This window comes from Aquabacterium sp. A3 (assembly GCF_038069945.1).
Classification (GTDB): domain Bacteria; phylum Pseudomonadota; class Gammaproteobacteria; order Burkholderiales; family Burkholderiaceae_C; genus Aquabacterium.
Genome location: NZ_JBBPEV010000001.1, coordinates 1165073 through 1186355 on the forward strand (window position 1 = coordinate 1165073; position 21283 = coordinate 1186355).

General features: G+C 58.2%; 18 protein-coding genes. 5 read left to right on the top strand and 13 right to left on the bottom strand.

The genetic code is table 11. From position 1 onward, the window contains the following. Positions 1–42: 42 nt before the first annotated feature. The 4 genes from WNB94_RS05145 to WNB94_RS05160 all read left to right on the top strand — a co-directional run bounded on the left by WNB94_RS05145 (position 43) and on the right by WNB94_RS05160 (position 4178). Positions 43–651, top strand: coding sequence for a rhomboid family intramembrane serine protease (locus WNB94_RS05145; protein WP_341388842.1), 609 nt, complete (start codon positions 43–45; stop codon positions 649–651). A 135-nt stretch (positions 652–786) separates the two neighbouring features. Beyond that, positions 787–1785, top strand: a complete 999-nt coding sequence (locus tag WNB94_RS05150; RefSeq protein ID WP_341388843.1) for an EpsD family peptidyl-prolyl cis-trans isomerase — start codon at positions 787–789, stop codon at positions 1783–1785. A 54-nt stretch (positions 1786–1839) separates the two neighbouring features. After that, positions 1840–3249, top strand: a complete 1410-nt coding sequence (epsF, locus tag WNB94_RS05155; protein WP_341388844.1) for a chain length determinant protein EpsF — start codon at positions 1840–1842, stop codon at positions 3247–3249. Positions 3250–3254: 5 nt separating this feature from the next. Then, the gene (locus tag WNB94_RS05160) at positions 3255–4178 is read left to right on the top strand and encodes a polysaccharide biosynthesis tyrosine autokinase (RefSeq protein ID WP_341388846.1); all 924 of its coding nucleotides are present in this window, start codon (positions 3255–3257) and stop codon (positions 4176–4178) included. Between the two features lie 150 nt (positions 4179–4328). Here the strand turns inward: WNB94_RS05160 and WNB94_RS05165 are convergent, their stop codons facing one another. From WNB94_RS05165 to xrtB, 8 genes are read right to left on the bottom strand one after another with little or no spacing between them, the layout of a single operon-like run. Then, entirely contained in the window at positions 4329–6410 is a 2082-nt protein-coding gene (locus tag WNB94_RS05165) for a hypothetical protein (RefSeq protein ID WP_341388847.1), read from the bottom strand. A gap of 1 nt (position 6411) precedes the next feature. Then, a complete protein-coding gene (locus WNB94_RS05170) occupies positions 6412–7908 on the bottom strand; it encodes an O-antigen ligase family protein (RefSeq protein WP_341388848.1) in 1497 nt (498 codons plus the stop codon). Between the two features lie 13 nt (positions 7909–7921). Then, entirely contained in the window at positions 7922–9034 is a 1113-nt protein-coding gene (locus WNB94_RS05175) for a glycosyltransferase family 4 protein (RefSeq protein WP_341388849.1), read from the bottom strand. Then, positions 9031–10146 (bottom strand): glycosyltransferase family 4 protein, encoded by a 1116-nt coding sequence (locus WNB94_RS05180; RefSeq protein WP_341388850.1) that lies wholly within the window; start codon positions 10144–10146, stop codon positions 9031–9033. Before WNB94_RS05180 ends, WNB94_RS05175 begins: the two co-directional genes overlap by 4 nt. Further along, positions 10143–11453: an MATE family efflux transporter gene (locus tag WNB94_RS05185; RefSeq protein ID WP_341388851.1), complete on the bottom strand. Its 1311-nt coding sequence runs from the start codon at positions 11451–11453 to the stop codon at positions 10143–10145. The genes WNB94_RS05180 and WNB94_RS05185 overlap by 4 nt, the downstream gene beginning before the upstream one ends. 24 nt (positions 11454–11477) lie before the next feature. Further along, positions 11478–12608 carry a GDP-mannose 4,6-dehydratase gene (gene gmd / locus WNB94_RS05190; RefSeq protein WP_341388852.1) on the bottom strand — a complete coding sequence of 377 codons (1131 nt, stop codon included), beginning with the start codon at positions 12606–12608 and terminating at the stop codon, positions 11478–11480. After that, entirely contained in the window at positions 12605–13333 is a 729-nt protein-coding gene (gene epsI / locus WNB94_RS05195; RefSeq protein ID WP_341388853.1) for an exosortase-associated protein EpsI, B-type, read from the bottom strand. Before epsI ends, gmd begins: the two co-directional genes overlap by 4 nt. Beyond that, a complete protein-coding gene (xrtB, locus tag WNB94_RS05200) occupies positions 13317–14234 on the bottom strand; it encodes an exosortase B (protein WP_341388854.1) in 918 nt (305 codons plus the stop codon). Before xrtB ends, epsI begins: the two co-directional genes overlap by 17 nt. 305 nt (positions 14235–14539) lie before the next feature. On the opposite strand from xrtB, the gene WNB94_RS05205 reads away from it, so the two are divergent. Next, positions 14540–15421, top strand: a complete 882-nt coding sequence (locus tag WNB94_RS05205) for a WecB/TagA/CpsF family glycosyltransferase (RefSeq protein ID WP_341388856.1) — start codon at positions 14540–14542, stop codon at positions 15419–15421. Between the two features lie 20 nt (positions 15422–15441). On the opposite strand, the gene WNB94_RS05210 is transcribed toward WNB94_RS05205, so the two are convergent. The 5 genes from WNB94_RS05210 to prsT all read right to left on the bottom strand — a co-directional run bounded on the left by WNB94_RS05210 (position 15442) and on the right by prsT (position 21277). Continuing rightward, positions 15442–16575 carry a nucleotidyltransferase domain-containing protein gene (locus WNB94_RS05210; protein WP_341388857.1) on the bottom strand — a complete coding sequence of 378 codons (1134 nt, stop codon included), beginning with the start codon at positions 16573–16575 and terminating at the stop codon, positions 15442–15444. Next, positions 16568–17404 carry an HprK-related kinase A gene (locus WNB94_RS05215; protein ID WP_341388859.1) on the bottom strand — a complete coding sequence of 279 codons (837 nt, stop codon included), beginning with the start codon at positions 17402–17404 and terminating at the stop codon, positions 16568–16570. Before WNB94_RS05215 ends, WNB94_RS05210 begins: the two co-directional genes overlap by 8 nt. Positions 17405–17478: 74 nt before the next feature. After that, positions 17479–17778, bottom strand: a complete 300-nt coding sequence (locus tag WNB94_RS05220; protein ID WP_341388860.1) for a hypothetical protein — start codon at positions 17776–17778, stop codon at positions 17479–17481. Beyond that, on the bottom strand, positions 17760–18440 hold the full coding sequence (locus WNB94_RS05225) for a hypothetical protein (RefSeq protein ID WP_341388861.1): 681 nt from the start codon (positions 18438–18440) through the stop codon (positions 17760–17762). The genes WNB94_RS05220 and WNB94_RS05225 overlap by 19 nt, the downstream gene beginning before the upstream one ends. A gap of 62 nt (positions 18441–18502) precedes the next feature. Further along, a complete protein-coding gene (gene prsT / locus WNB94_RS05230) occupies positions 18503–21277 on the bottom strand; it encodes an XrtA/PEP-CTERM system TPR-repeat protein PrsT (RefSeq protein WP_341388863.1) in 2775 nt (924 codons plus the stop codon). Between the last annotated feature and the right edge of the window lie 6 nt (positions 21278–21283).

Here is a 21283-nt window from a genome sequence, read left to right on the forward strand (position 1 = left end):
CCGCCCATGACCACACCATCGCGCCCTTGGGCCTGGTGGGCCATGAGCCTCGCCTTGGGGGCCCCGGCCCTGTGGCTGGGCTGGGTACCGCTGCAGCAACCGCTCGACACCTGGCCCGCATGGGCCCACAGCCTCACCCTCTCGCCCCCCCAGGGCCTGAGACAGGATGGATGGCGCTGGTGGACCTGCGCCTGGCTGCACGGCAGCGCAGCGCACCTGGCCGGCAACATGCTGGCCCTGCTGGCCATCGCCGCGCTGGGTCAACAAGCCCGTGTGCGCTGGCCAGCGGCGGCGGCCTGGGCGCTGGCCTGGCCACTGACCCACCTGGCCCTGGCCGGTCAGGCCGTGCCCCAGATCTACGTGGGCGCCTCGGGCGTGCTCCACGCCGGGGTGGCGATCCTGGGCACCCACCACCTGCTGTCGGCGGCACCTGACGCCCGCCGCACACTGGGCACCCTCCTCCTGGGGGGGCTTGCCTTGAAGGTTTTCATGGAAAACCCCTGGCAACACCCGCTCGTGAACGCCGCGGACTCGGCTATAACTGTGGCCCCCTGGGCGCATTTCACAGGGAGCATGGTGGGTGGCGTCCTGGGGTTGATCGCCAGCTGGCGCCCCCACAGGCGCCGCCTCACTCCGCCGACATCCGACTGACATCACCCACAGATACCCTCGTTTACCCCGGCATTTGCAGCGCTCGGGAACTTCATTTGCGCTCAATGATCAGTCGGTCTTGCCGATGTAACACCGTAACGGGTGCCGACAAGTCTTCAATCAACCTTTCAAACCATGTCCAGCACAAGCTCATCCCAAGGCATTCGCGCCGCTCGCCTCGTTGTTCTGCCCATCGTCATGGCCGCTTTCCTGGCCGCCTGTGGCGACAAGTCCGAATCCGGCGGTGAAGGCAAGGCCACCCAGGCCGCTGCCCGCGTCAACGGCGACGAAATCACCGTGCACCAGATCAACCAGATCCTGCAACGCCAGCCCAACCTCAAGCCCGAACAGGCCGACGCGGCCAGCCAGCGCATCCTGGAAGGCCTGATCGACCAGCAGCTCGCCGTGGCCAAGGCCGAAGAGCAAAAGCTCGACCGCGACCCGCAAATCGTGCAAGCCCTGGATTCGGCCCGCCGCAACATCCTGGCCCGCGCCTACCTGGAGCGCACCTCGGCCGCCGTGGCCGCCACCCCGACGGATGAAGACATCCGCAAGTACTACGACGAAAAGCCCGCGCTGTTTGCCAAGCGCAAGGTGTACGCACTGCAAGAGTTCACCGTGCCCGGCACCCCCGAGCAATACCAACCGCTGGTGCAAACACTGCAAAACACCAAGAACCCGCAAGAGTTTGCGGACGCCCTCAAGGCCAGCGGCATGAAGTTCAACGCCAACCAGGTCACCCAGGCCGCCGAAAACCTGCCCATGGCCATCGTGGACCAGCTCGCCAAGGTGGGCGACGGCCAAGCCCTGTACATCACCGCCAAGGACGGCTTCAAGGCCGTGCTGGTGGTGGCGTCTCGCGAACAGCCGATCGACTTCGAGAAGGCCAAGCCGATCATCGAACAGTTCCTGATGACCGAGCGCCGCCGCGAAGCCGCACAGAAAGAAATCAAGACCCTGCGCGAAGCTGCGAAAATCGATTACCTTGGCAAGTTTGCCGAAAAAGCAGCGCAGCCAGCATCTGAAGCCTCAGCGCCCGCCGAACCCAGCGTGACCGAACCGGTGACCGCACCGGCCAGCGCCGGCGGGATCGACGCAGATGCACTGAGCAAGGGCTTGTCTGGACTGAAGTGATACAAGGGGCTTTTGCCCCTTGCTGCCGTGAATTAGGAACACCGATTACTCGCTATGACATTTGATCAGTTTCTGCGGATATTGCGCGCAAGATGGAAGTTGGCTGCAGGCATTTTCGTTGCCGCAGTGCTGATCACTGTCATCGCTACGCTGGTATTCCCCAAAAAGTACCAGGCATCCACCACCGTGTTGTTGGATTCAAGGCCAGACCCCGTCTCGGCCCAGTCGATGAACACGCTTTCGGCCATGTCGTTTCTCATGACCCAGATCGATGTGATTGAGAGCCCTGCAGTGGCGCAAAGAGTGGTCCGGCTATTGCGGTTGGACGAAAACCCCACCTTGCGAAGCCAGTGGGCTGAGGAGACGGAGCAGCGGGGCGATTACATCGCTTGGCTTGGCGACCTGATGTCCAAAGGGTTGAAGGTCAAACCCTCTCGAGAGTCAAATGTGATCGAGATCTCCTATGAGGGTGCCGACCCGACTTTTACCGCCGCAATGGCAAACGCATTTGCCCAGGCTTTCATCGAAACCACGGTGCAGTTCAGAACCACACCTGCAAGACAATATGCCAGCTTTTTTGAAGAGCGGGCACAGTTGGCGCGAGAAAAACTAGAAAAGGCACAGATTGAACTGGCCAACGCTCAAAAGTCCAAAAATATCATTGCGTCAGATGAACGTCTGGACGTAGAAAATCAAAAGCTGCTCGAGTTGTCTCAGCAAGTTCTTGCCTTGAAGGCCATACGCTCAGAATCCAGTAGCAAGCGGGCTCAAGCCAATGTGAGTCCAGACCAAACGGCAGATGTACTTGGCAGTCCGGTTGTGGCGAACCTTAAAAGCCAACTAGCACTACAAGAGGCTCAACTCAATCAGATCTCGGAACGACTCGGAAGCATGCATCCGCAAGTGCTTGAATTGAAAGCGAGCATCGAAACCTTGCGCAACAGAGTGGTATCTGAGACACGCCGCATCACTGGCGGCGTGGGCGTGACAGCCAACATCAACTCATCGCGGGAACGCGATGCGGTGCAGGCATATGAAGATCAACGTACCAAGGTATTGCAACTCAAAGAAGCTCGCACCGAACTCGCCGTTCTAGAACGTGACGTCGAAAGTGCTCAGAGGATTTATGACGCCATTCAGTTGCGACTGAGCCAAATCAACTTGGAAAGCAACAATAGCCAAGCCGGTGTCATGGTGCTCAGCAAGGCAACAGCGCCCGTCAAGCACTCCTCACCCAACATGTTACTGAATGTGGTGATAGCCACCGTTTTGGGAGCGCTGCTCTCGATGATGACAGCCCTGATCTTGGAGTTGATTGACCGACGCATTCGCAGCGCAGACGATCTGACACGACTGCTTGAGGTTGCGGTGCTGGGAACACTCAAAGGCCCCACTCGTAAATCCGGGTTTCGAATTTCTGGGCCTAGCCACAGGAAAACTGCCGCATTGACAACTACCTCCTGAACGGCATGAACGCACCACACAACCACCGCCAGTTCGCAGCCACTTCCGTCCTAAGTCCTGCGGAGGAGGCAGCGCCCACACAGCCCACCAGCGAAATGAGCATCGGGGAGCTCATCGCCAAGGCCAACAATTTATCTGTGGAACAGATAGAAAGCATTCTCACGTATCAACGAGAAAATGGTGTCCGATTCGGTGAAGCAGCGGTCGCTTTGGGCTTGGCCAATACCGACGATGTCATCTGGGCCCTGGCTCAACAGTTTCACTACCCCTATTCCTCAGAGACCAATCGAAGCAGCCTCGACCCAGAACTGGTCGTTGGCGCGCAGCCATTCACCGAGCAAGCCGAGAGCTTCCGTGCGATCCGCAGCAAGTTGATCATGCAGCTGTTCTCTGAAGAGCGGCCTCGCCATGCCCTGGCCATCATCAGTCCTGAGTCGGGCGACGGCAAAACCTTTTTTGCAGCCAATATCGCCGTGGCGTTTTCCCAGCTGCCAGGACGGACGCTCATCATTGACGCAGACATGCGCAACTCACGTCTACACAACCTCTTCAAGCTTAAAGAGCACAGCTCTGGCTTGTCTAGCATCTTGTCAGGTCGTGCCGCTTCTCGGGTCATCCAATCCGTGAGTGGATTGCCCAGCCTTTACGTTTTGCCCGTCGGGGTGGTCCCTCCCAACCCGCTTGAACTGCTTGAGCGCCCGGCTTTTGGTTTGATGATGCGCGAACTCAAAACAAAGTTTGACCGGATCATTGTCGACACCCCAGCCATGTCCAGCGGCGCAGATGCAGCAGTGGTTGCTGCACGGTGTGGCGCAGCAATGGTCATCGCTCGCCGGGATGCAAGCCGTTATAGCGGTGCGGCAGAGATGATAAAAACAATGAGATTGGCCAATGTTGAACTCGTTGGCTCAGTTTTGAATGAGTATTGATTTGTTTTTCACAGCAACAATACCGAGCGGATTCGCTATTTATAAAAACAATATCTCAAACCATTAACCTCTGCACAAGGCGCAGATATATGAGACATCCAGCCGAGTCTTCTGCTCTAGCCGCCTGATTTGCATAGTGCCAACGCAGCATCATCGACCAAATTTTTCATAGGCTTCGTTTATATACCCCAGAACCACATCATCCACATTTTGCGCACCAAATATGTTCGATGTGGTCAACCTGATAAAACTACCACCAGGCCTACATTTCGGATCCCGATCCTCATGATCGTATGAGTACAAACCGAGAATTTTAACCCCTCCCTCGCGGAAGGCTCTGATGGCCTGATAGATTGCCATTCCAGCCGCCTTGGATGTCATCTGAGAAAACATCTCATGTCCGTTCAGCGGACGCCCCCCGCAACTGGCGACCCCGTACTCAGTCACTGCCAATGGCTTATCAATGCCAAATTGCTCCAAGTAATTTTGCATGCGCCATAGCTCTTCATGAATACGTCTCTCGTCATAAGCACGCCCTGCCTGGTCTTCACTCAAGGCACCATATACGTGAGCACCCACATAATCACAGAACTGCGTGATCGGCTCCCCCTCCGACGTTCTAGCTTGCAGCACGTATGGCAATCCGTGAGCTGACTCAGCTTGTGGGCAAATCACGGGGACTTCAGGGGCAACGGCCCTGGATCGAGTGGAAACGATCTTGCACAAATCCGCCAACTCTGTGGCGGTACCAGTGAAGCCGCCAATGAGATCCGGCTCGTTCCAGCACTCGACCGCGGTCAACTTGCCACGCAAACGCTTTACAGTTTCACCCACCAATCGCCCGTATGCTGGCCAGTAACGTCGCTCTGGGGGAGCGGCATAACCAGGAATCCACATGGACGAGTGTTCTGTTGGCCGCATACTTGCCCAAGTGGGCGAGCCTGAAAACACCATGATCACGCCGCGACCATCTCGCGCATGAAAGCTTGCCCACTCATCCACCTTAGACCACTCGTACCGATCGACGCCTTGCCACCACTGCATCCCGGACATGCCATCCGCTGCAAGGCTTCTGGCAAAATCGTACTGAAGCCGTAAAGGCCCCAGTGCTTGCTGACTTCTACCGGGATAACGATGAAAACTCATGCCCATGCGCATCATGGGTGCACGATCAGCAGATACCTGTAATCGCGCGAGTTTTATCAAGCCGTCTTTTTGCGGAGAAACACCGGCACCAGATCTCAGCGACCTCCAACTATCGCTTCCTTCTGGCCGCACACCGAACAGAAGGTCGTAGGTGCCGGGTCTCACATCAGAGGGCAAAGGCCAAGACCATATCGAGGCCACCTCTCCGACTGCTGCCCATTGCGTAGCCGCTCTGGACGACAACCATTGCCGAGTGCCATCACGCAAAATCAAAACCTCTTCATCACCCTCTTTCACCTGTGTTGAACCAATGCCTCTCACAGTAAAGTAAAAAGCAGAGTTGGCAACCGCGTCGACATGGTACGCTGGTGCAGAATTTATCATGACGGGTATATCATGCCTCCGCGTCTGAATCCGCAGCGCCTGCCAGCGCAACGATGCACTGACGGTGGCCCCCGGCTCAATATTGACCACAGCGAAACGCGGCCTAACTGAAGTTGGCCGACTCACACCACTTTTGTCAACAGACGGCGCAGGCGCATAATAGTTTGCTTCCACCACCTGTCCCGCCCTGCCATACCAAGCAACGCGGCCACTTGATGAAGCCGCCTCGCCCATATACCCCTCTTCACCGTAGAGGTGAAATCCGAGCCCCAAAGAAGCCCTCATATCCGAGGTCACTGCGCTATCAACCGTCGCAAACAGATAGTGATTGCGATTTGGTTGCAAAGCGACGATGCGATCAGTCAGGAAAAAACCGATATTTGCAACCACTGGAGACTGATTCGTCACAGCAAAATCAAGCGTTGCCTCTTGATATGGCACAACGCTCCTAGCGCTGTAAGTGACCCGCAGGCTTCCCTCTTCGTTTAAAGGCCTCAGCGCCCCATCATTAAACGAGTGCTCAATTTGAACCCTGACAGGGTCAGATATAGGCGCCACTTCTTCAAAATCATCATGCGGTGTCGCCGCCATGCTGATCGTGGTCACGCCGGAGCTCAACCACCACCAACAAAACCACGACATGGCGAACAGCACAGAACCCGCTGTCGCAAGGCTCAGGACGGTCTTTTGTCTTTGGGTCATATCAGCTCTTCCCACCAATCGATGCGCCCCAAGCTACGGATCGCGGCATGTTCAATGTCATGAAAACAGCGGTGGCCACCACAGCACCCAAGGCGACAAACGGCGACCCAGGATGCCCGGCAAACGCTTTCTCACCCACCCCTTGCACCAACATCATGATCAGAACGCGAAATGCACACACGCTCATCGCACGTCTTGCTACAACGCTATCACTTTCGTCGCGAAGAGAATAGGAAGCGAAAAGATACCTGGCCAATACCCATAAACACGCAAGCACGACGGCCAACAAGGGCAACGTTCCCAGCCAACCTACAGAGAGCAGGCTTTCAAGCAAAGAGTTGTGCGCAGTAGCAACTGTATTGCCCCATTGGTCAGCATGCGCCTTTGGGAGCACCACGGACACACTCGACAAGCCATAACCGATCCACGGAGAATCCTCAACCAGTCGCCATGACGCAGCCCAAATGATCTGACGACCAGTGAATGTAGTCAACTCGTGTACGCTTCCTGTTCGAGAAAAAAGGGCTGCGGCCATCGATAGCAACTGGTCTTGCAGCCCTGGATAAAACATAACGGTTGCCAATATCGTGGCACCGATCAAAGAAGCCAAGAACCTAAGAATACCCCACCCTCCGCCCACAAAACCGGAGGCAATAAAGGCCACCGCAACACCCAAAATTGACGACCGGCTATTTGTCAGCAAAAGAGCTGCGGAAAATAAAAGCAGCATGACCACATGGAAACGCCACCAACCAGGCGATGTCGAACGCTTCATCATGTAAAAAGCCATGATGCAGGCGACACCCATGATGGGCCCCAGACTATTGGCCGTACCTGTAATTCCGCGCAGTCGATAATTCGCCATATCCTGGAAGTCACGGGCGAGATTTGGCGATATTGCCATGAATGCGAAAGAAGCAAGCACAGTAAGAGTTGATGCCCAATACATCGCGCGCCAATAATCCTCGACATCGGCCTGGTCGCCCTGCCCAATCTTGGCTGCGATGATCGCAACCCCGACCAACGCGATGCCAGCCACCCCCGCGATCAAGACCATTGGAGAATATGTTGCGGACACCATCGCAAACAAGGCGTAGGCAAAAAATGCCAAAGATATCCAGGACTTCCAGATCGACCTCAAGCCAGTGAATATCCCCAACATAGCCAGCGCCAGCGTGAAAACACCCTTCACCAAACTTTGGAGATCACCGCCGCCGCCACCACCAAGTCGAACCGTCGCCTCAAATGAAAAATAGACCAGACCTATCAGAAAAAAAGTCAAAAATCTGGCCGGATTAAGAAAATACAAAAACCCGGCAACCACCACCGCTAATAAAGTCAACAAAATAACTGGAAGCTGCAATAGCGGAACGCCAAAATCGGTGACTATCCAAACCATTGTCACCGAGAACGATAAAAGCGCGAATCCGAACACCAGGCCCATGAGCGAATCAGCTCCGGCGCGATGATCTTGGTTAACGTAAACCTTGGTATTCATGACCAACATCCATTCATGTTGCTGACGTAGGTGATGCGACGCTTTTCAATGCAGAAATTACGCCCTTGGCGCAACGATCCCATGAGTAAATTGGGGCGAGAGGGTTCTGGGCAAGCTGACGGCCAGCCCTGAGCACACGATTTTCAGACAATGTTTTAAGAAGAGCCGATGCGACAGAACTCGGGTCATCAGGAGAAACAAAAATAGCCTGATCTCCAACCACCTCTCTCAGAGCAGGTATGTCAGAGCAGACCACCGGCGTTCCGTGGGACAAAGCCTCAAGCGGCGGAAAACCAAAGCCTTCGATAAGAGAAAGAAAAAGGAAGGCCTCCGCGTGCGCATAGTAAGTATGCAAACTCTGCTCATCAAGGCCACTCACAACCTCAACACCACACAACCCAGGATCAGCAACCCCACATATAATAAGCGGCAATGGATCTGCGGACAAATTCCGATAACACTCATATGACGCCAGCAACCCATTTAAATTCTTATGAGGCAGTGAAGAAGCCATTGCGAAGATATATGGATTTTTTCTTGGCGGCTCTCGCCGAGGCGTCACCAGGGGTATACCATTATGCACTACGTTCATCGAACTGGCGTCGCGACGCACCATCGAAAGTACGTCATCAGCAGTCGCCTGAGAAATCACTATCAACTGATCTGCAAAGCGAACAGTTCTCAATAGGCCGCCATTAACAATCATCTTCTCCAGCCACGAGAATTGATCGGGATAATTTTTCGCATACCACAGCGGAATAAGATCATGCACAACGGCCACAGATTTTAATCCCGCAGGCTTGCCAAAAAAACCAGGCAAAAATCCTTTTGGCGTGAAATATATATTAGCCCCAACTTGACAAGACAGCGCCTGTGCTCCCCAACGTATCCACAACTGGCGCCTCAGCGCTCCTGGTTGTTGTTGATTCAGCACTCGATGCAGATGTACTTTTTCATGCTGGACGGAGAAGTCCTCTTGACCTCCAGCATTGCATGCCACATGCAACTCCCATCCGTCCGGCAATAGCGGCGGAATGTGCTCAAGCAATCGCTTTGCATAGTTATATATGCCCATGCTCTTACCCATGCCAGGAGCCAACTCGGCCACATCAAACAATATCTTCATTGAAAACTTGCCTTAGCCGAAACTACAGCATCATAAATTCCTTTTGCTGCATTCTCATATGAGTAAAATAACACATGCCGCCTTGCATGACGAGACATCGATTGCCAAAGATCTGAATTAGAGAGCAAGCGAGCAGACGCCTCAACCCACAAGTCAATATCCAGATTCAAAACATACCCATTTTCTCCGTCAATCACCAGATCATTTGCCACTCCCGCCATTGGAGTCACCAATACGGGGACACCCGCAGCGAATGCCTCATTGGCAACCACACCCCACGTATCTATCTGCGTGGGAAACAACATCACCTTGGCTGAGGCATAATACTGAGGTAGATCACCTTGTTTAACGAAGCCAGAGAATTCAACTCTCACCTTTGGCGACGAGGCCTGAGCCAATTTTCGCAACTCCACATCCATGTCACCTGAGCCCATCATGAGGACTGTCACCTGGCGTCCCAATACTTCCGCAACGCCAGCAGCCACACGAATGGCAAAGTCAGGATTTTTTGCTTTTATAAAACGCGCGCTGAAGACGAAGTCGTATGGGCGAGCGCCACGGCACTCATAACCATACAAATCATTGTTGGCACAGAGTTGGGACTGAAAAATACGCGAATCATCGACTCCATAAGCCCGATACAAATCAAAAGAACCATTGCTGGCACCAATGAATGCTTTAGTCCCTGCATAAACCCAACGACGAACAAAGCGATGCACCCAGGTGAGCGTCTGAAACTCGGTGTAATAAGTCCCATCGGTCATTGCCACATGCTTGGCGCCATGCAGTCGAGCATACAGATACGCCAACAAAAAAGTTGGATTAAAGCCTGTCGTCACGATGACATCGGGCTGGAAATCACGCAGACGCGTCCAAGCATCTGGATTACAGTGCACAAACTTTCCTGAATAACTAAAGAACCTCTCTTCAAAGTAAACTTGCTTGTATGAGGCCTGCTGCAAATCCCACGCTCTGTCAGGCTCTCGCCCCGAACAAAAAAACACGCAAAAATCAATTTCTTTGTTCTTGGCCAATATTTCGTAAACAGGAATCCTATATGGCGCTGGTATATTAGTCACCATCGCCACTTTTGTTATTCCGGTAGTCTTCATGACTTCCCCCCAGCGATGCGCAACGAACGTGCATCGCGCCTGATGACCCGACGCATGATCAACAACAGTGTTGTAATTGCAAGCAGATTCCCAATGGCCACCACCAAAATTGACTCAGCAATAAAATAGAAAGTGAAGATCAACTGCACTGCGTAGGCTGCCATTGACGCCATCAGCCAGACACGCTGGATGCTGAGGCAAAAGCAGGCCCGCTCAAACACAAAATTTACTGCAAATAAGGTGGCCGCAACAGCATTGACTGTCATCAGCCCCCATAACAAGTATTTGTCCACCCTGTACAAGTCAGCGACCCATGGTGTAACAACGGCCACCAGAAACGAGGTGGCCAGGGTGACCAACATACATCGCACTGTTTGGGCCCTAACTGCTTCTCCGAAAGCCTGCGCCCCTTCAGATTGCCCGATGGTCAAGGCTCGCATCACACGGCCGTTCCAACTGGTCAAAGGCAACAACATCAAGGCCATCCATTGCAAACCGATGGCGACCAAACCAACGCCTGCAGCACCGTGGGATGCTTCTGCAAGATAAATACAAGCCAGCCAATTGGTTGCGTTATTCAACACGGTAGCGGCAATACTCGGAATAGCACGCCGAAACTGCTGTTTTGCCTGCCCCCGCAACTCATGATCCGATGCAGAGCCAATTTCCGAATTACGTCCTCGCCACCACATCCAGACAAGCAGAGACATTGCTGGCAGAACGCCCGCCCCCGCAGCTAGCCACAACACCCCGCTCAATCCCACAGTTGTAATTAAGGAGTATGCCAAGAGCAAGGCCGTCAAGGTCCAAGCCAGACTCCACATTGCCGCACGACGTGATGCATTCACTCCGTGCGCCAAACCCATGACGAACGGGGTCAGGAGTTGCCCCAACACCAACATAGCTGAAACCGACACCACCAACGCCCAATCCAAACCGACGGAGTCGTGCAAACCAACAGCCTGCATCATGGTTAGGCAGCCTGCGAAGGCGGCGAAGGCGCTGAGCAACAAGGTGCCGAAGTGAGCCCGCACCAAACGCCAACAAAAATCAGGGCTTGCGCCCCTTGCTCCCATCATGGTCGCGTTGTTTGCCAGCGCGGAAGCCATGGGAGACGTTGGGCTTGCCGTGGTAATCAAAAGACCCGAATACATGCCTAACGCCTGAACTCCGAGGATCCGGGATACCAACAACGAAACCACAAAGCCAAGAAGCCTCCCGAGCAAATTGGAGGCCAGCAGCCACAATTCTGGCGACCATCGCCTGTGCCACGCAGCCGAGACCAGGTGCTTCGCTGCGCTGATCATGAAACTATGCCCTCCCGGGCCTGATCATTCGTGGTAATCGTAAGCTTGGTAACCGGCGCCCTTCACCAGCTCATCCCGCTTGGCACTGGTGTAGTCGCTCTGCACCATCTCGCGCACCAGTTCATGCAGGGTGATCTTAGGCGTCCAACCGAGCTTTTCCTTGGCTTTGGCAGGGTCACCCAACAGGGTTTCGACCTCGGTGGGGCGGTAGTAGCGTGGGTCCACCCGCACGATCACATCGCCCACCTTGCACGCGGCCAGCATCTCACCACCCACGGCTTCAACCTTAACGACCTTGCCAATCTCTTGCTCTCCTTCGCCCTCAAAGGCCAAGGTAACGCCCAGCTCTTTGGCCGAGAACTCCACGAACTCGCGCACGCTGTACTGCACGCCGGTCGCGATCACGAAGTCTTCGGCCACGTCTTGCTGCAGCATCAGCCACTGCATCTCGACGTAGTCTTTGGCGTGACCCCAGTCGCGCAACGCGCTCATGTTGCCCAGGTACAGGCAATCTTGCAGGCCCAGCGCAATGCGGCTGATGGCGCGCGTGATCTTGCGCGTCACGAAGGTTTCGCCACGCACCGGGCTTTCGTGGTTGAACAGCACGCCGTTGCAGGCATACATGCCATAGGCCTCGCGGTAGTTCACCGTGATCCAGTAGGCGTACAGCTTGGCCACCGCATAAGGACTGCGAGGGTAGAACGGCGTGGTTTCCTTTTGCGGAATCTCTTGCACCAGGCCGTACAGCTCAGAGGTTGAGGCCTGATAGAAGCGGGTTTTCTTTTCCAGCCCCAGGATGCGGATGGCCTCCAATAGCCGCAGCGCGCCAATGCCATCGGCGTTGGCCGTGTACTCGGGCTCTTCAAAGCTCACGCCCACGTGGCTTTGGGCGGCCAGGTTGTAGATCTCGTCGGGCTGCACTTTCTGCACGATGCGCACCAGGCTGGTGCTGTCCGTCAGGTCGCCGTAATGCAGGATGAAGTTGCGGTTGTTGACGTGCGGATCTTGGTACAGGTGGTCGATGCGGTCGGTGTTGAACAGGCTGCTGCGGCGCTTGATGCCGTGCACCTCGTAGCCCTTGTTCAACAAAAACTCGGCCAGGTAAGAACCGTCCTGCCCGGTGACGCCAGTGATCAATGCTACTTTTTTGGTCATTTATGAGAACCGCTCAATCCAAACAAACGGGGGCGCAGTGACGGCGCGATGGCCTGCTCAAGATCACGGGCAAACTGCTCATGGACTTCAAACTGCTGATCATTGTCGGCGCCCAGTGACGAAATCCGAACCAGGAATCCATCCACGATTTTGCCTTGAAGGCCGTACTTGAACTGCTGGATGCGCCGAGACAAGCCGGGCAAGGCGGTGGTGTCGTCCAAAGTCACCCAGTAACTGATGGGTTCATTGTGCCGTGAGCCAACACGCGTGGCCACCAAGCGACTGGCAATGACCGAATGGTCTTTGAGTGCGAATGCGTTCTCGGCCACTTTCTTGATCAGATAGCCTTGAGCCGCATAACAGAACTCGGGACGGTGCGCCGCGGTGTTGAACGAGTTCTGGTTCTTGCCATACGCCAATGACAGCATCACCAGCTGTCCTTTGGAGTTGACATAGCTTCGTCCGATGGTTTGCGAGTAGAACTCCGCCAGCGTGGCCTCCACCGTCGGATCCACCACCACCGCCGGGCCGTTGTCAAGCAATCGCCAGTCGCCAAATTGTTTTGGAATGTCCTGCTCCAGATTCAACGCCGGCAGTTCATCGGCCATCACGCGGGTGGGCGTCAGGGCCTGGGTCAGCCCATAAGACCCGCCCACCATGAGCAGGGCGGCCACCATCACGGCCACGGGCCATTTGATGGGCGAGGGTTCATTTGCGACGGCCACGTGCGCCTCCTTGATCATCAAAACGCACTGCCAGCACCCGGTCAAACGCATAAGTCAACGTCAAGGCCACCGCGAACAGCACCAGGCCAGCAAAACCGTGCATGAAACCTTGACCGGCCTCATCCCCGAGGTGATAAGTGATCAGCACCAGGATGATCACCCGCGTCACGTTCGCAATGAAGGAAATGGGCACGATGGCAATGGCCAGAATGACATTTCGCGCCTTGGACTGGTAATTCATGATGTTCATGTACAGCAGGCCCAGGGCCTCCAGCGTGAACAAGGAGTTCAACCCCGAACACGCGTCAGCGACCAACAACTGGTAGGGCCCCACCGTCAGCATCACGCCAGTGCGGCCAATGGGGTATCCCGCCCAGTAGAGGATGTTTTCGGCCACGACCGACACCGCGCTCTTGAGCGGCAGGGTCAGGGCCTGAACCACCGACGCCGGCAGCGGAACCATGAACAACAGGAAAAACAACGGAAACCACGCCTTGCGCAGCGCCGATTTGCCATGCAGCAGCAAAAAACCAGCGATCAAAACCAGCATCTGAGATGCCACTTCGATCTCGATCATCTGCTGAGAGCGCGCGACGGAAAAAATCACCACCCCAGCCGTCAAGAACGCAAACCCGGAAAACACCGCAGGCCGGGCCGGGCCCTCGAATATGGTTTGCCGATTGACCCACAGCAACCAGGCGGCGGCCCCCAGGATCAGAGGCCCATGGCCCTGCTCATCGGTGGTCCAGGTGGTTCTCGCCAGCTCCATGTACGCCGGCGCGTACATGACTGCAAACGCCAGAAGGAAAACCACGATGGCTTGGACAGACACGCCACCGCGTGCGCCCACGGGGGCCGACCACCATGGCAGCGGTGGCGAAGCAGAAGAAGTAGTGCTCATGGGCAAAAGAAATGAATGACGGCTGGGCGCAAGCACCAGCACGGCTGATTGTTACCCAATCGCCCGACAAGTTCCCCCAGAAACAACCTGGGAACAACCCCCGTATCGAGGAACTTACCCCTTGACGGGGGGGACAGAGAGAGTGCGGGCACGGTGAGAATGTCACGGTTGCGGGAAGTCCCTCCCCCCGACTCGATGGCTTTCCCTGACAGAAGATTCAAGCCCGCTCCCTAGAATGACGACAAACAGTCAACGCGGCCCGTGCCGCCAGACCCAACAGATCAACCCCACCCGAGGGGCGGCTTATGAGACATCCAGATCCGAATTTTGGCTACCCATCCTTGTCGTTCGTCGAGCACGAGCGTCGGCTTGAGCGCGCCAAGATGAGTTCGGGCAAGCATTTCATGCGACGCGGCGCCAACGTTCTTGACTCACACATCGATGCCATCGGCTGGGACGAGGTCGTTTCGCGCATCGCCGCGTGGGCCGGTCAACGGCAGTCCCGTTACGTGGCGTTCTGCAACGTGCACTCCGTGGTCACCGCCTCGCAGGATGCAACGTTCAACAAGGCCCTGGAACAAGCCGACCTGGCCCTGCCTGACGGCGCTCCCGTGGCCTGGGCATTGCGTCGCGAAGGTTTTGACAAGCAGCAACGCATCAACGGTCCTGACCTGATGTGGCGCTACCTGGAGGTGGCCGAGCGCCTGGGGCAGAGCGTGTTTTTCTATGGCAGCTCTGAAGACACCTTGGCCAAGTTGCGCGCCCGGTTGACGGCGGCTTTCCCCAAGCTGAAGATTGCCGGCATGGTTTCGCCCCCCTTCCGGGCCCTCAGCCCTGAAGAAGACCAGATCGACATCGCCCAGATCAATGCCTCTGGCGCGCAGGTGGTGTTCGTGGGCCTGGGTTGCCCCAAACAAGAGGCCTGGATGCAAGCCCACCGTGGCAGCATCCGCGCGGTGATGCTGGGGGTTGGCGCTGCGTTCGATTACCACGCAGGCACCATTCAGCGCGCGCCCCAGTGGGTTCAGAAGATCGGCATGGAATGGTTCCATCGCCTGTGCAGTGAGCCGCGCCGCCTGGCCCGACGTTACCTGGTCACCAACTCGGTGTTCATGGCACGCGTCATCAAGGACAGCCTGTTCGGTCAGCCCGATAAAAAGGGCAATGCTGGCAACCGGCAGGCGTGAGGCCCCGGCCTGTCACCAGATCACGGCCTTCGGGCCGTTTCTTTTTGGGCTCTCGCCTCACGCCATCCCTGGGTGGCCGCGATCCAGGCCTTTCTGCCCAGATGCGCCGCCAAGAGGTGCGCAGGCATGCGCATCCAGTGCCCACGCAGGTAAATCAACTGTCTGGCCAGCGGGCTCCACACCACGTCCGCCTCGGGGTGGCGGGGCACCATGGCCAGCCTCAAGGCCCAACCGGTCAGCGCTGATGACACCGCGCCAGACCGCGCACCAGACACCTGGCTCAAGCCTTGCACAAAGTCCTCCGGGATGGCGCTGCCCAGGAATTCCTGCAGCAGCCAGCAGACATGGTGCAGCGGTCGGCCCAGATTCAGCTCGCGGGCTCGCGCCAGCAACGAGGGCCAGAAGCCCGACCGGGGGCCGAATTCTGACAACAAGGCGTCAAGGTCCACCAGACCGCGCAAGCCCATCTCCAGCTCCCCCTCATGCATCAGGTGCACAGCGCTGTGCAACACCATGTCGGCCGGACCCAGCATCCACAAGCCCGAGACGTGGCCTGTGGGCACGATCTGCTGCATCAGGCTGGCCGTCGGGGGCGACAGGCGCGCCGTGGACGGCAAGATGGCGTGGTGAACATCCAGCACCGTTCCACGCTTGATGTGGGTCATCGGAGGCAGCTCGTGCATCCATTGCCGGTAATAGTGCTGATCGTAGTCGCTGCTGGATGACATCCAGCCGGCCAACATCAGGGCTGATTCGGCGTCGGCCAGTTGCGCTCGGGGCACCAGCACATCCACATCACCCAGCATGCGCCCCCGTCCGGCATCCAGCCCGGACAGCACGTAGGCCGCCCCTTTGAGCACCACCACCGGGCCTGGCAGCCCTTTCAAGGCCAGGGCAATTTCCTGCGCCTCGTAACCCAGTTCGGTGTGCTGGCGCTGGCACAACAGCTCGGCGGCACGCAAGTGCCGGCGCGCCGCCGGCAGCAGGTCATCCCAGATGCCGTGCTGCCGTGCCAGTGCAGCCACCCGCGACACCAGGTCGCCCGCACGCGCCAGGCGCATGAGCTGATCCCACTGCGCACCCGAATACGACACCAGCACCTCGGGGTGCTTGAGTGCACTCAGCAAAGGCTGCAATGGCAAACGCTCAGGCATGGGCAGACAAGCCATCAAAGAAGGCCAAGGCGCGATCCAGGTCGCTGTAGCGCAGATCGTAGACCTGGCTGGCGTCCAGCACATTGGCCACCGCGTGAAATCCGGCATGCCCATGCACGTGGCGATTGAAGGCGTTGCGCTGCAACTCGAGCAAGGCGTCGGCTTTACCGCGTGCTTGCACTTCCAGCGAGGCCTGGGGGTCGTATTTCGGAAACACCACCCAGGCCGGCCGAGCAGGTTCGTCCGCTCGGGCCACACTGTCGTCCGAGGCTTTCAGGTGGCACACAGTGCCTTTGAGGGTGTCGTGGGCCACCGGCCCCATGGGCACGTGTGGAAGCCGCCGGCGAATGACGTCAATCGACGCGTTTTTCAGGCTGACAGGCCGAGGGCTGGGCGTGATCAACCCCGAGTCAGGGTCGATCAAGGTCAACTCGTCAGACAACAGGCGCCATCCGGCCCCCATGAGGGCGGCGCACAGCGTGCTCTTGCCCGAGCCCGGGGGCGCAGGCAGGATGACGGCGCGCCCACCCCGCTCCAGAACGGCCGCATGCAAGATCACCCATTGGTGGCAATGCCCGGTGATGCACCAGTTCATGCCCCACTCCAGCAAGGCAAATGCCTCGCCCATGGCCAGGGGCGTGAAGGGCTGAAGCCCGTCCATCTGAAACTCGCACAAGGGCCGCCACCAGGGACGCCGCACACGGACCGACACCCTGAAATCCACGAAACGGTCCGTTTGATGCCAGCACAGGTGCTGAGCGTACAGCCGGTGAATGCCATCGGCCACCACCGCAATGGGCGAGCGGATGTGCATGACAAAGGGAGGCATCTGCACGAAGATGCCAGGTCCACGCAAGTGTTCGTGCAAGGCTTGGCGAGTCAGGCTGCCAATGCGGAGGGCACTCACGATGGCTCGACCCTCAGAATGCCCAGGTCCCGCAAAGGTGCCATCAGCGACGACAACAACGCCTCGTCACCCGGCTCGGCGGGCCCCAACAAACGCAATGACAAGGCCGAGGGAGTCAGCCCCTCAGGACAGTCCTGAAGGTGGCGCAGCACCTCTCCGGCGGCGGGCGTCAGCGCGTACAGTGCGCCGTCGGCGTGGTCATGCACCACACACCCGTCATCCCAGCAGCGAAAATTGAAGCGCGCGGCGTTCAGAACCAGTCGTTCTTCGGCCAGGCTCAGGCACCCTTCAAGCATGCGTCAAACGCATTGGCGCCGTACACCTGATTGAAGTAAGCCAGTGTCCAGGCCAGATCGCGCTGAACGCCGCCCACGGTCCACACACCGTTGTTCTTCCAGATGGTTCGGCAATTGGCTTCGGTGATGAAGCACTCGGCATCACCATAGTATTTGGCCGCCATGTACGCCATGGCGCAATACAGGCCCAGGCGGTCGCGATCGTTCTGGGGATTGAGGGTCCGGATGATCCAGTCCAGCTTGGGGTTGTCGGTGCTGCACCCGGAGAACCGGACACTCGGCTTCACGAAGCCACAACCGTTCCAGCCTTCACTGTAGCTGTGATACTTGTACTTGAAGTACATGGTGGTGGTGACCACCAGGCTCTTGCATTGATCACGGGTCAGGAACTTGCCAGTGGCTTTGCCGCTCTTGGCCGGACCTGCGCTGCAACGGAAGCCGTTGGCCACGAACGACGAAAACGCCGAAGGACGAACGGTGGAGCCGCTGGTGGTGGTGGCCAGCACCATGTCGGTTTTCAGGGTCATGACGATGGGCGCAGCCTTCAGGCCAGCCCGCATCAAAGCACGGCGAGACAGCGGGCCACGTTCCGAGCCCACGCCGGGCACGACGTCGCCAGCGCTTGACTGCTCTTGAGACTCAGGACGTTCCGACACTTTCATTCCCCCGCGTGACCAACATGGTCCCAACCATTTCGCCACCCGGTTCAGTGGGTGGCTCGAATTCACAAGCCTTTGAGCAACCGGGACACTTCTTCCTGATTGCCAAATTTGTTGCCCAGCTCTTGCAACTTGCCCAGGGTGGCCTTGGCGTCGGCGGTCTTCCCTGCCCGCAGCTGGAGCTTGGCCAGACTCAAGCGCAGATCACCGCGCTCGGGCTGCAGCCGCACGGCGCGCTGCTGAAGGGACAAGGCTTTTGCCACATCACCCTGACCGGCGACAATGCCAGCATATGTATCAAGGATATCAGGATTGTCCGGCGCCAGGGTGTTGGCCCGCTCCACGTGAATGAGGGATTCTTTATCCCCGCGCTGCGACAGAATCCACGCCAGGTTATTCAAAAAAATGACTTGATCGGGGCGGCTGGCCAAAGCCTGCCGGTAGTATTTTTCAGCCTGTGCAAGCTGCCCCGCCTTCATGGCCTGTTCGCCCACATAGCCGGCAAACACATGGTCTCTGGCTTGTTTCTGCAGCCAATCCTGGGCAAAGGCCTGGGCCTGGGCGCCCTGCCCAGTGCTGACCAGGGCATTGAACACCTTCATGGCCACGGCGGTGGACGTGGGCGCCTTGGACAGCGCCGTGCGGTAGGCCTGCATCGCCTCGCTCTGGCGCTTGAGAAACAGCATCACGTCGCCTTCGACGACGTAACCGATCGCCTCGGTCGATCGCTGCTTCTGAATGGACTTGCTCACCGCCAAGGCCTCGTCGGGCGAATTGTTGCGCAGAGCCAGCTGCGCCAGCGCCTGCTGCGCAGGCAGGTGGTCGGGCTGCACATCCAGGGCCTTGCGCAAGGCCTGCGCCGCCGCAGGCAGGTCCTTGGCGGCGACATGGGCTTGCGCCATCCTCATGTGTGGCCCCACCGCGCGGGGCTGCATCACCGCCAGCTTGCCAAAGGTGTTGACCGCCTGGTGATGCTCGCCAGCACTGACCTGGGCCCGGCCCAGGGCGTCGATCACCGAGGGGTTGTCGGGTAGCACGGCGGAGGCCGCCTGCGCAGCCGTCAAGGCCAGCTTGCTGGCGTTCTGCTGCAGGAGGTAATCCACCAGGATGAGTCGGGGGGCGGACTCGGATGGCGCAGCCTCAATGGCCTTGTTCAAGAGCGCCACCACCTCGTCCTGCGACGCATTCAACTGCGCGCGCAACTGGGCCAGCGCCAGGATGGCGTCTGCATTCTTGGGGTACTGACCGATGAAGGCCTCGTAGCGCTGTCGCGCGGCGTCCGGCTGGCGCTCCTGCATGTCCAGGGCCGCCAGCGCCTTGACCGCCGGAAAGAATGTGGGCGCCAGTTTGAGGGCCTGTGTCAGTGCCTTGCGGGCGCCCGCGATGTCACGTTTGAACGTCAGCACCTGGCTGCGCAGGTGCCAGGGGATGGGATCGTCGGCCTTCTTGGCCGACAGCTTGTCGATGGCCTGCAGCGCCTTGTCCAATTCGCGGCGCTGCACCAGGGCGTTGATCAGGGCCATGTCGGCCACCACGCCGGGGTCTTCGCTGGCGATGCTGCGCAGCTCTCCAAAGGCCGTTTCGGCGTCACCGGAGGCCAGTCGGGCCAGGGCCAGGCTGGTCTTTTTCTCGGGATCGTTGGGCGCCAGCGCCGTGGCTTTTTCAAAGTACTTCTGGGCTTTCGCCTGCTGGCCCAGCACCAGGTACAACTGGCCGGCCACACCCAGCATTTCGGGGTCTTGATTGGCGTCCAGCTTGTCGGGCAGTGTGCGCTCGGCCCGGTCGAGCTGCCCGGTGCGCAAATAAGTCTGGATCAGCAGCCGCCGGGCCAGCGCCGAGTCCGGCATGGCCGTGACGGCGCGGGCCAGCAAGGGCTCGGCCTGAAGCAAGGCGTTGCTGCGGAACTCCACCGCACCGGCCAGCTCCAGCGCCAGCCCGTTGTCAGGCGCCAGGCGCAAGAGCTTTTGCGCCTGGATGCGGGCCTGGGGCAGGTCGCTTCGCGCCAAGGCCAGCTGAGCCCCCAGAAACAAGGTCTTGGGGTAGTTCTCACCCATCTTCTGCAGCACCTTGTAGGCCTGCTCAGCCTGGTCCAGCTGACCTTGGTTCATGTGCACCCGAACGACACTGATCTGTGCGTCCCGAAAACCTGGGTGCCACTCCACCGCCTGCCGATAGACCGCCAGGGCCTCATCGGCTTTGCCCATGCCATAAAAGAGCAAATCGCCTTTTTGCTTGAGCACGCCCGCGTGCCTTGGCGAAGCAGCCAGGGCGCGGTCCAGCAAGGCGCTGGCCTGCGGGTACTGGCCTTGGCGTGCCGCCAGCCGGGCCTTGTTGAGCAAGGCCACGGTCTGCTCGGCGTTCAAGGCCAAGGATGCATCCAGGCTGGCCGCACTGTCGGTGGGCTTGCCCAAGGCCATCTGCGCCTCTCCCAGGTAGGCCAGCACGGTGGCCTGCGCCTGGGGGTCAGACAGCTTGACCTTGCCAAACCTGGATTCCACGTCCTGGAACCTGCCGGCCGCCACGAGGGTTTCGGCCAGCACGGGCAGCACCTGTGATTCGGGGTGGCCGGCCTCCAGGGCCTTGTTCAGCTCGTTCTCGGCCCCCGCCACATCACCCGAACGCAACAGGGCCTGCCCCAGCAAGAAGCGCACATCGGCCGCATCGGGCTGGGCCTGCAGGGCGTTTTTGAGCTGGATGATGGCCGTGGCGGTGTCATTGCGCGCCAGGCTGTCTCGCGCAGAGGCCTTCAAGGCCTCGGGGTCTTCGCTGCAGGCCACCATCAAGCCAGCCACCAGCACAGACAAGGCAGAACGACGCAGAACGTGGAAGTGTGAGGTCATGTTCGG

Coding starts and splice junctions, on each gene's coding strand:
- WNB94_RS05145 (WP_341388842.1), top strand. CDS start 43: ATGAGCCTCGCCTTGGGGGCCCCGGCCCTGTGGCTGGGCTGGGTACCG.
- WNB94_RS05150 (WP_341388843.1), top strand. CDS start 787: ATGTCCAGCACAAGCTCATCCCAAGGCATTCGCGCCGCTCGCCTCGTT.
- epsF (WP_341388844.1), top strand. CDS start 1,840: ATGACATTTGATCAGTTTCTGCGGATATTGCGCGCAAGATGGAAGTTG.
- WNB94_RS05160 (WP_341388846.1), top strand. CDS start 3,255: ATGAACGCACCACACAACCACCGCCAGTTCGCAGCCACTTCCGTCCTA.
- WNB94_RS05165 (WP_341388847.1), bottom strand. CDS start 6,410: ATGACCCAAAGACAAAAGACCGTCCTGAGCCTTGCGACAGCGGGTTCT.
- WNB94_RS05170 (WP_341388848.1), bottom strand. CDS start 7,908: ATGAATACCAAGGTTTACGTTAACCAAGATCATCGCGCCGGAGCTGAT.
- WNB94_RS05175 (WP_341388849.1), bottom strand. CDS start 9,034: ATGAAGATATTGTTTGATGTGGCCGAGTTGGCTCCTGGCATGGGTAAG.
- WNB94_RS05180 (WP_341388850.1), bottom strand. CDS start 10,146: ATGAAGACTACCGGAATAACAAAAGTGGCGATGGTGACTAATATACCA.
- WNB94_RS05185 (WP_341388851.1), bottom strand. CDS start 11,453: ATGATCAGCGCAGCGAAGCACCTGGTCTCGGCTGCGTGGCACAGGCGA.
- gmd (WP_341388852.1), bottom strand. CDS start 12,608: ATGACCAAAAAAGTAGCATTGATCACTGGCGTCACCGGGCAGGACGGT.
- xrtB (WP_341388854.1), bottom strand. CDS start 14,234: ATGAGCACTACTTCTTCTGCTTCGCCACCGCTGCCATGGTGGTCGGCC.
- WNB94_RS05205 (WP_341388856.1), top strand. CDS start 14,540: ATGAGACATCCAGATCCGAATTTTGGCTACCCATCCTTGTCGTTCGTC.
- WNB94_RS05210 (WP_341388857.1), bottom strand. CDS start 16,575: ATGCCTGAGCGTTTGCCATTGCAGCCTTTGCTGAGTGCACTCAAGCAC.
- WNB94_RS05215 (WP_341388859.1), bottom strand. CDS start 17,404: ATGCCTCCCTTTGTCATGCACATCCGCTCGCCCATTGCGGTGGTGGCC.
- WNB94_RS05220 (WP_341388860.1), bottom strand. CDS start 17,778: ATGCTTGAAGGGTGCCTGAGCCTGGCCGAAGAACGACTGGTTCTGAAC.
- WNB94_RS05225 (WP_341388861.1), bottom strand. CDS start 18,440: ATGAAAGTGTCGGAACGTCCTGAGTCTCAAGAGCAGTCAAGCGCTGGC.
- prsT (WP_341388863.1), bottom strand. CDS start 21,277: ATGACCTCACACTTCCACGTTCTGCGTCGTTCTGCCTTGTCTGTGCTG.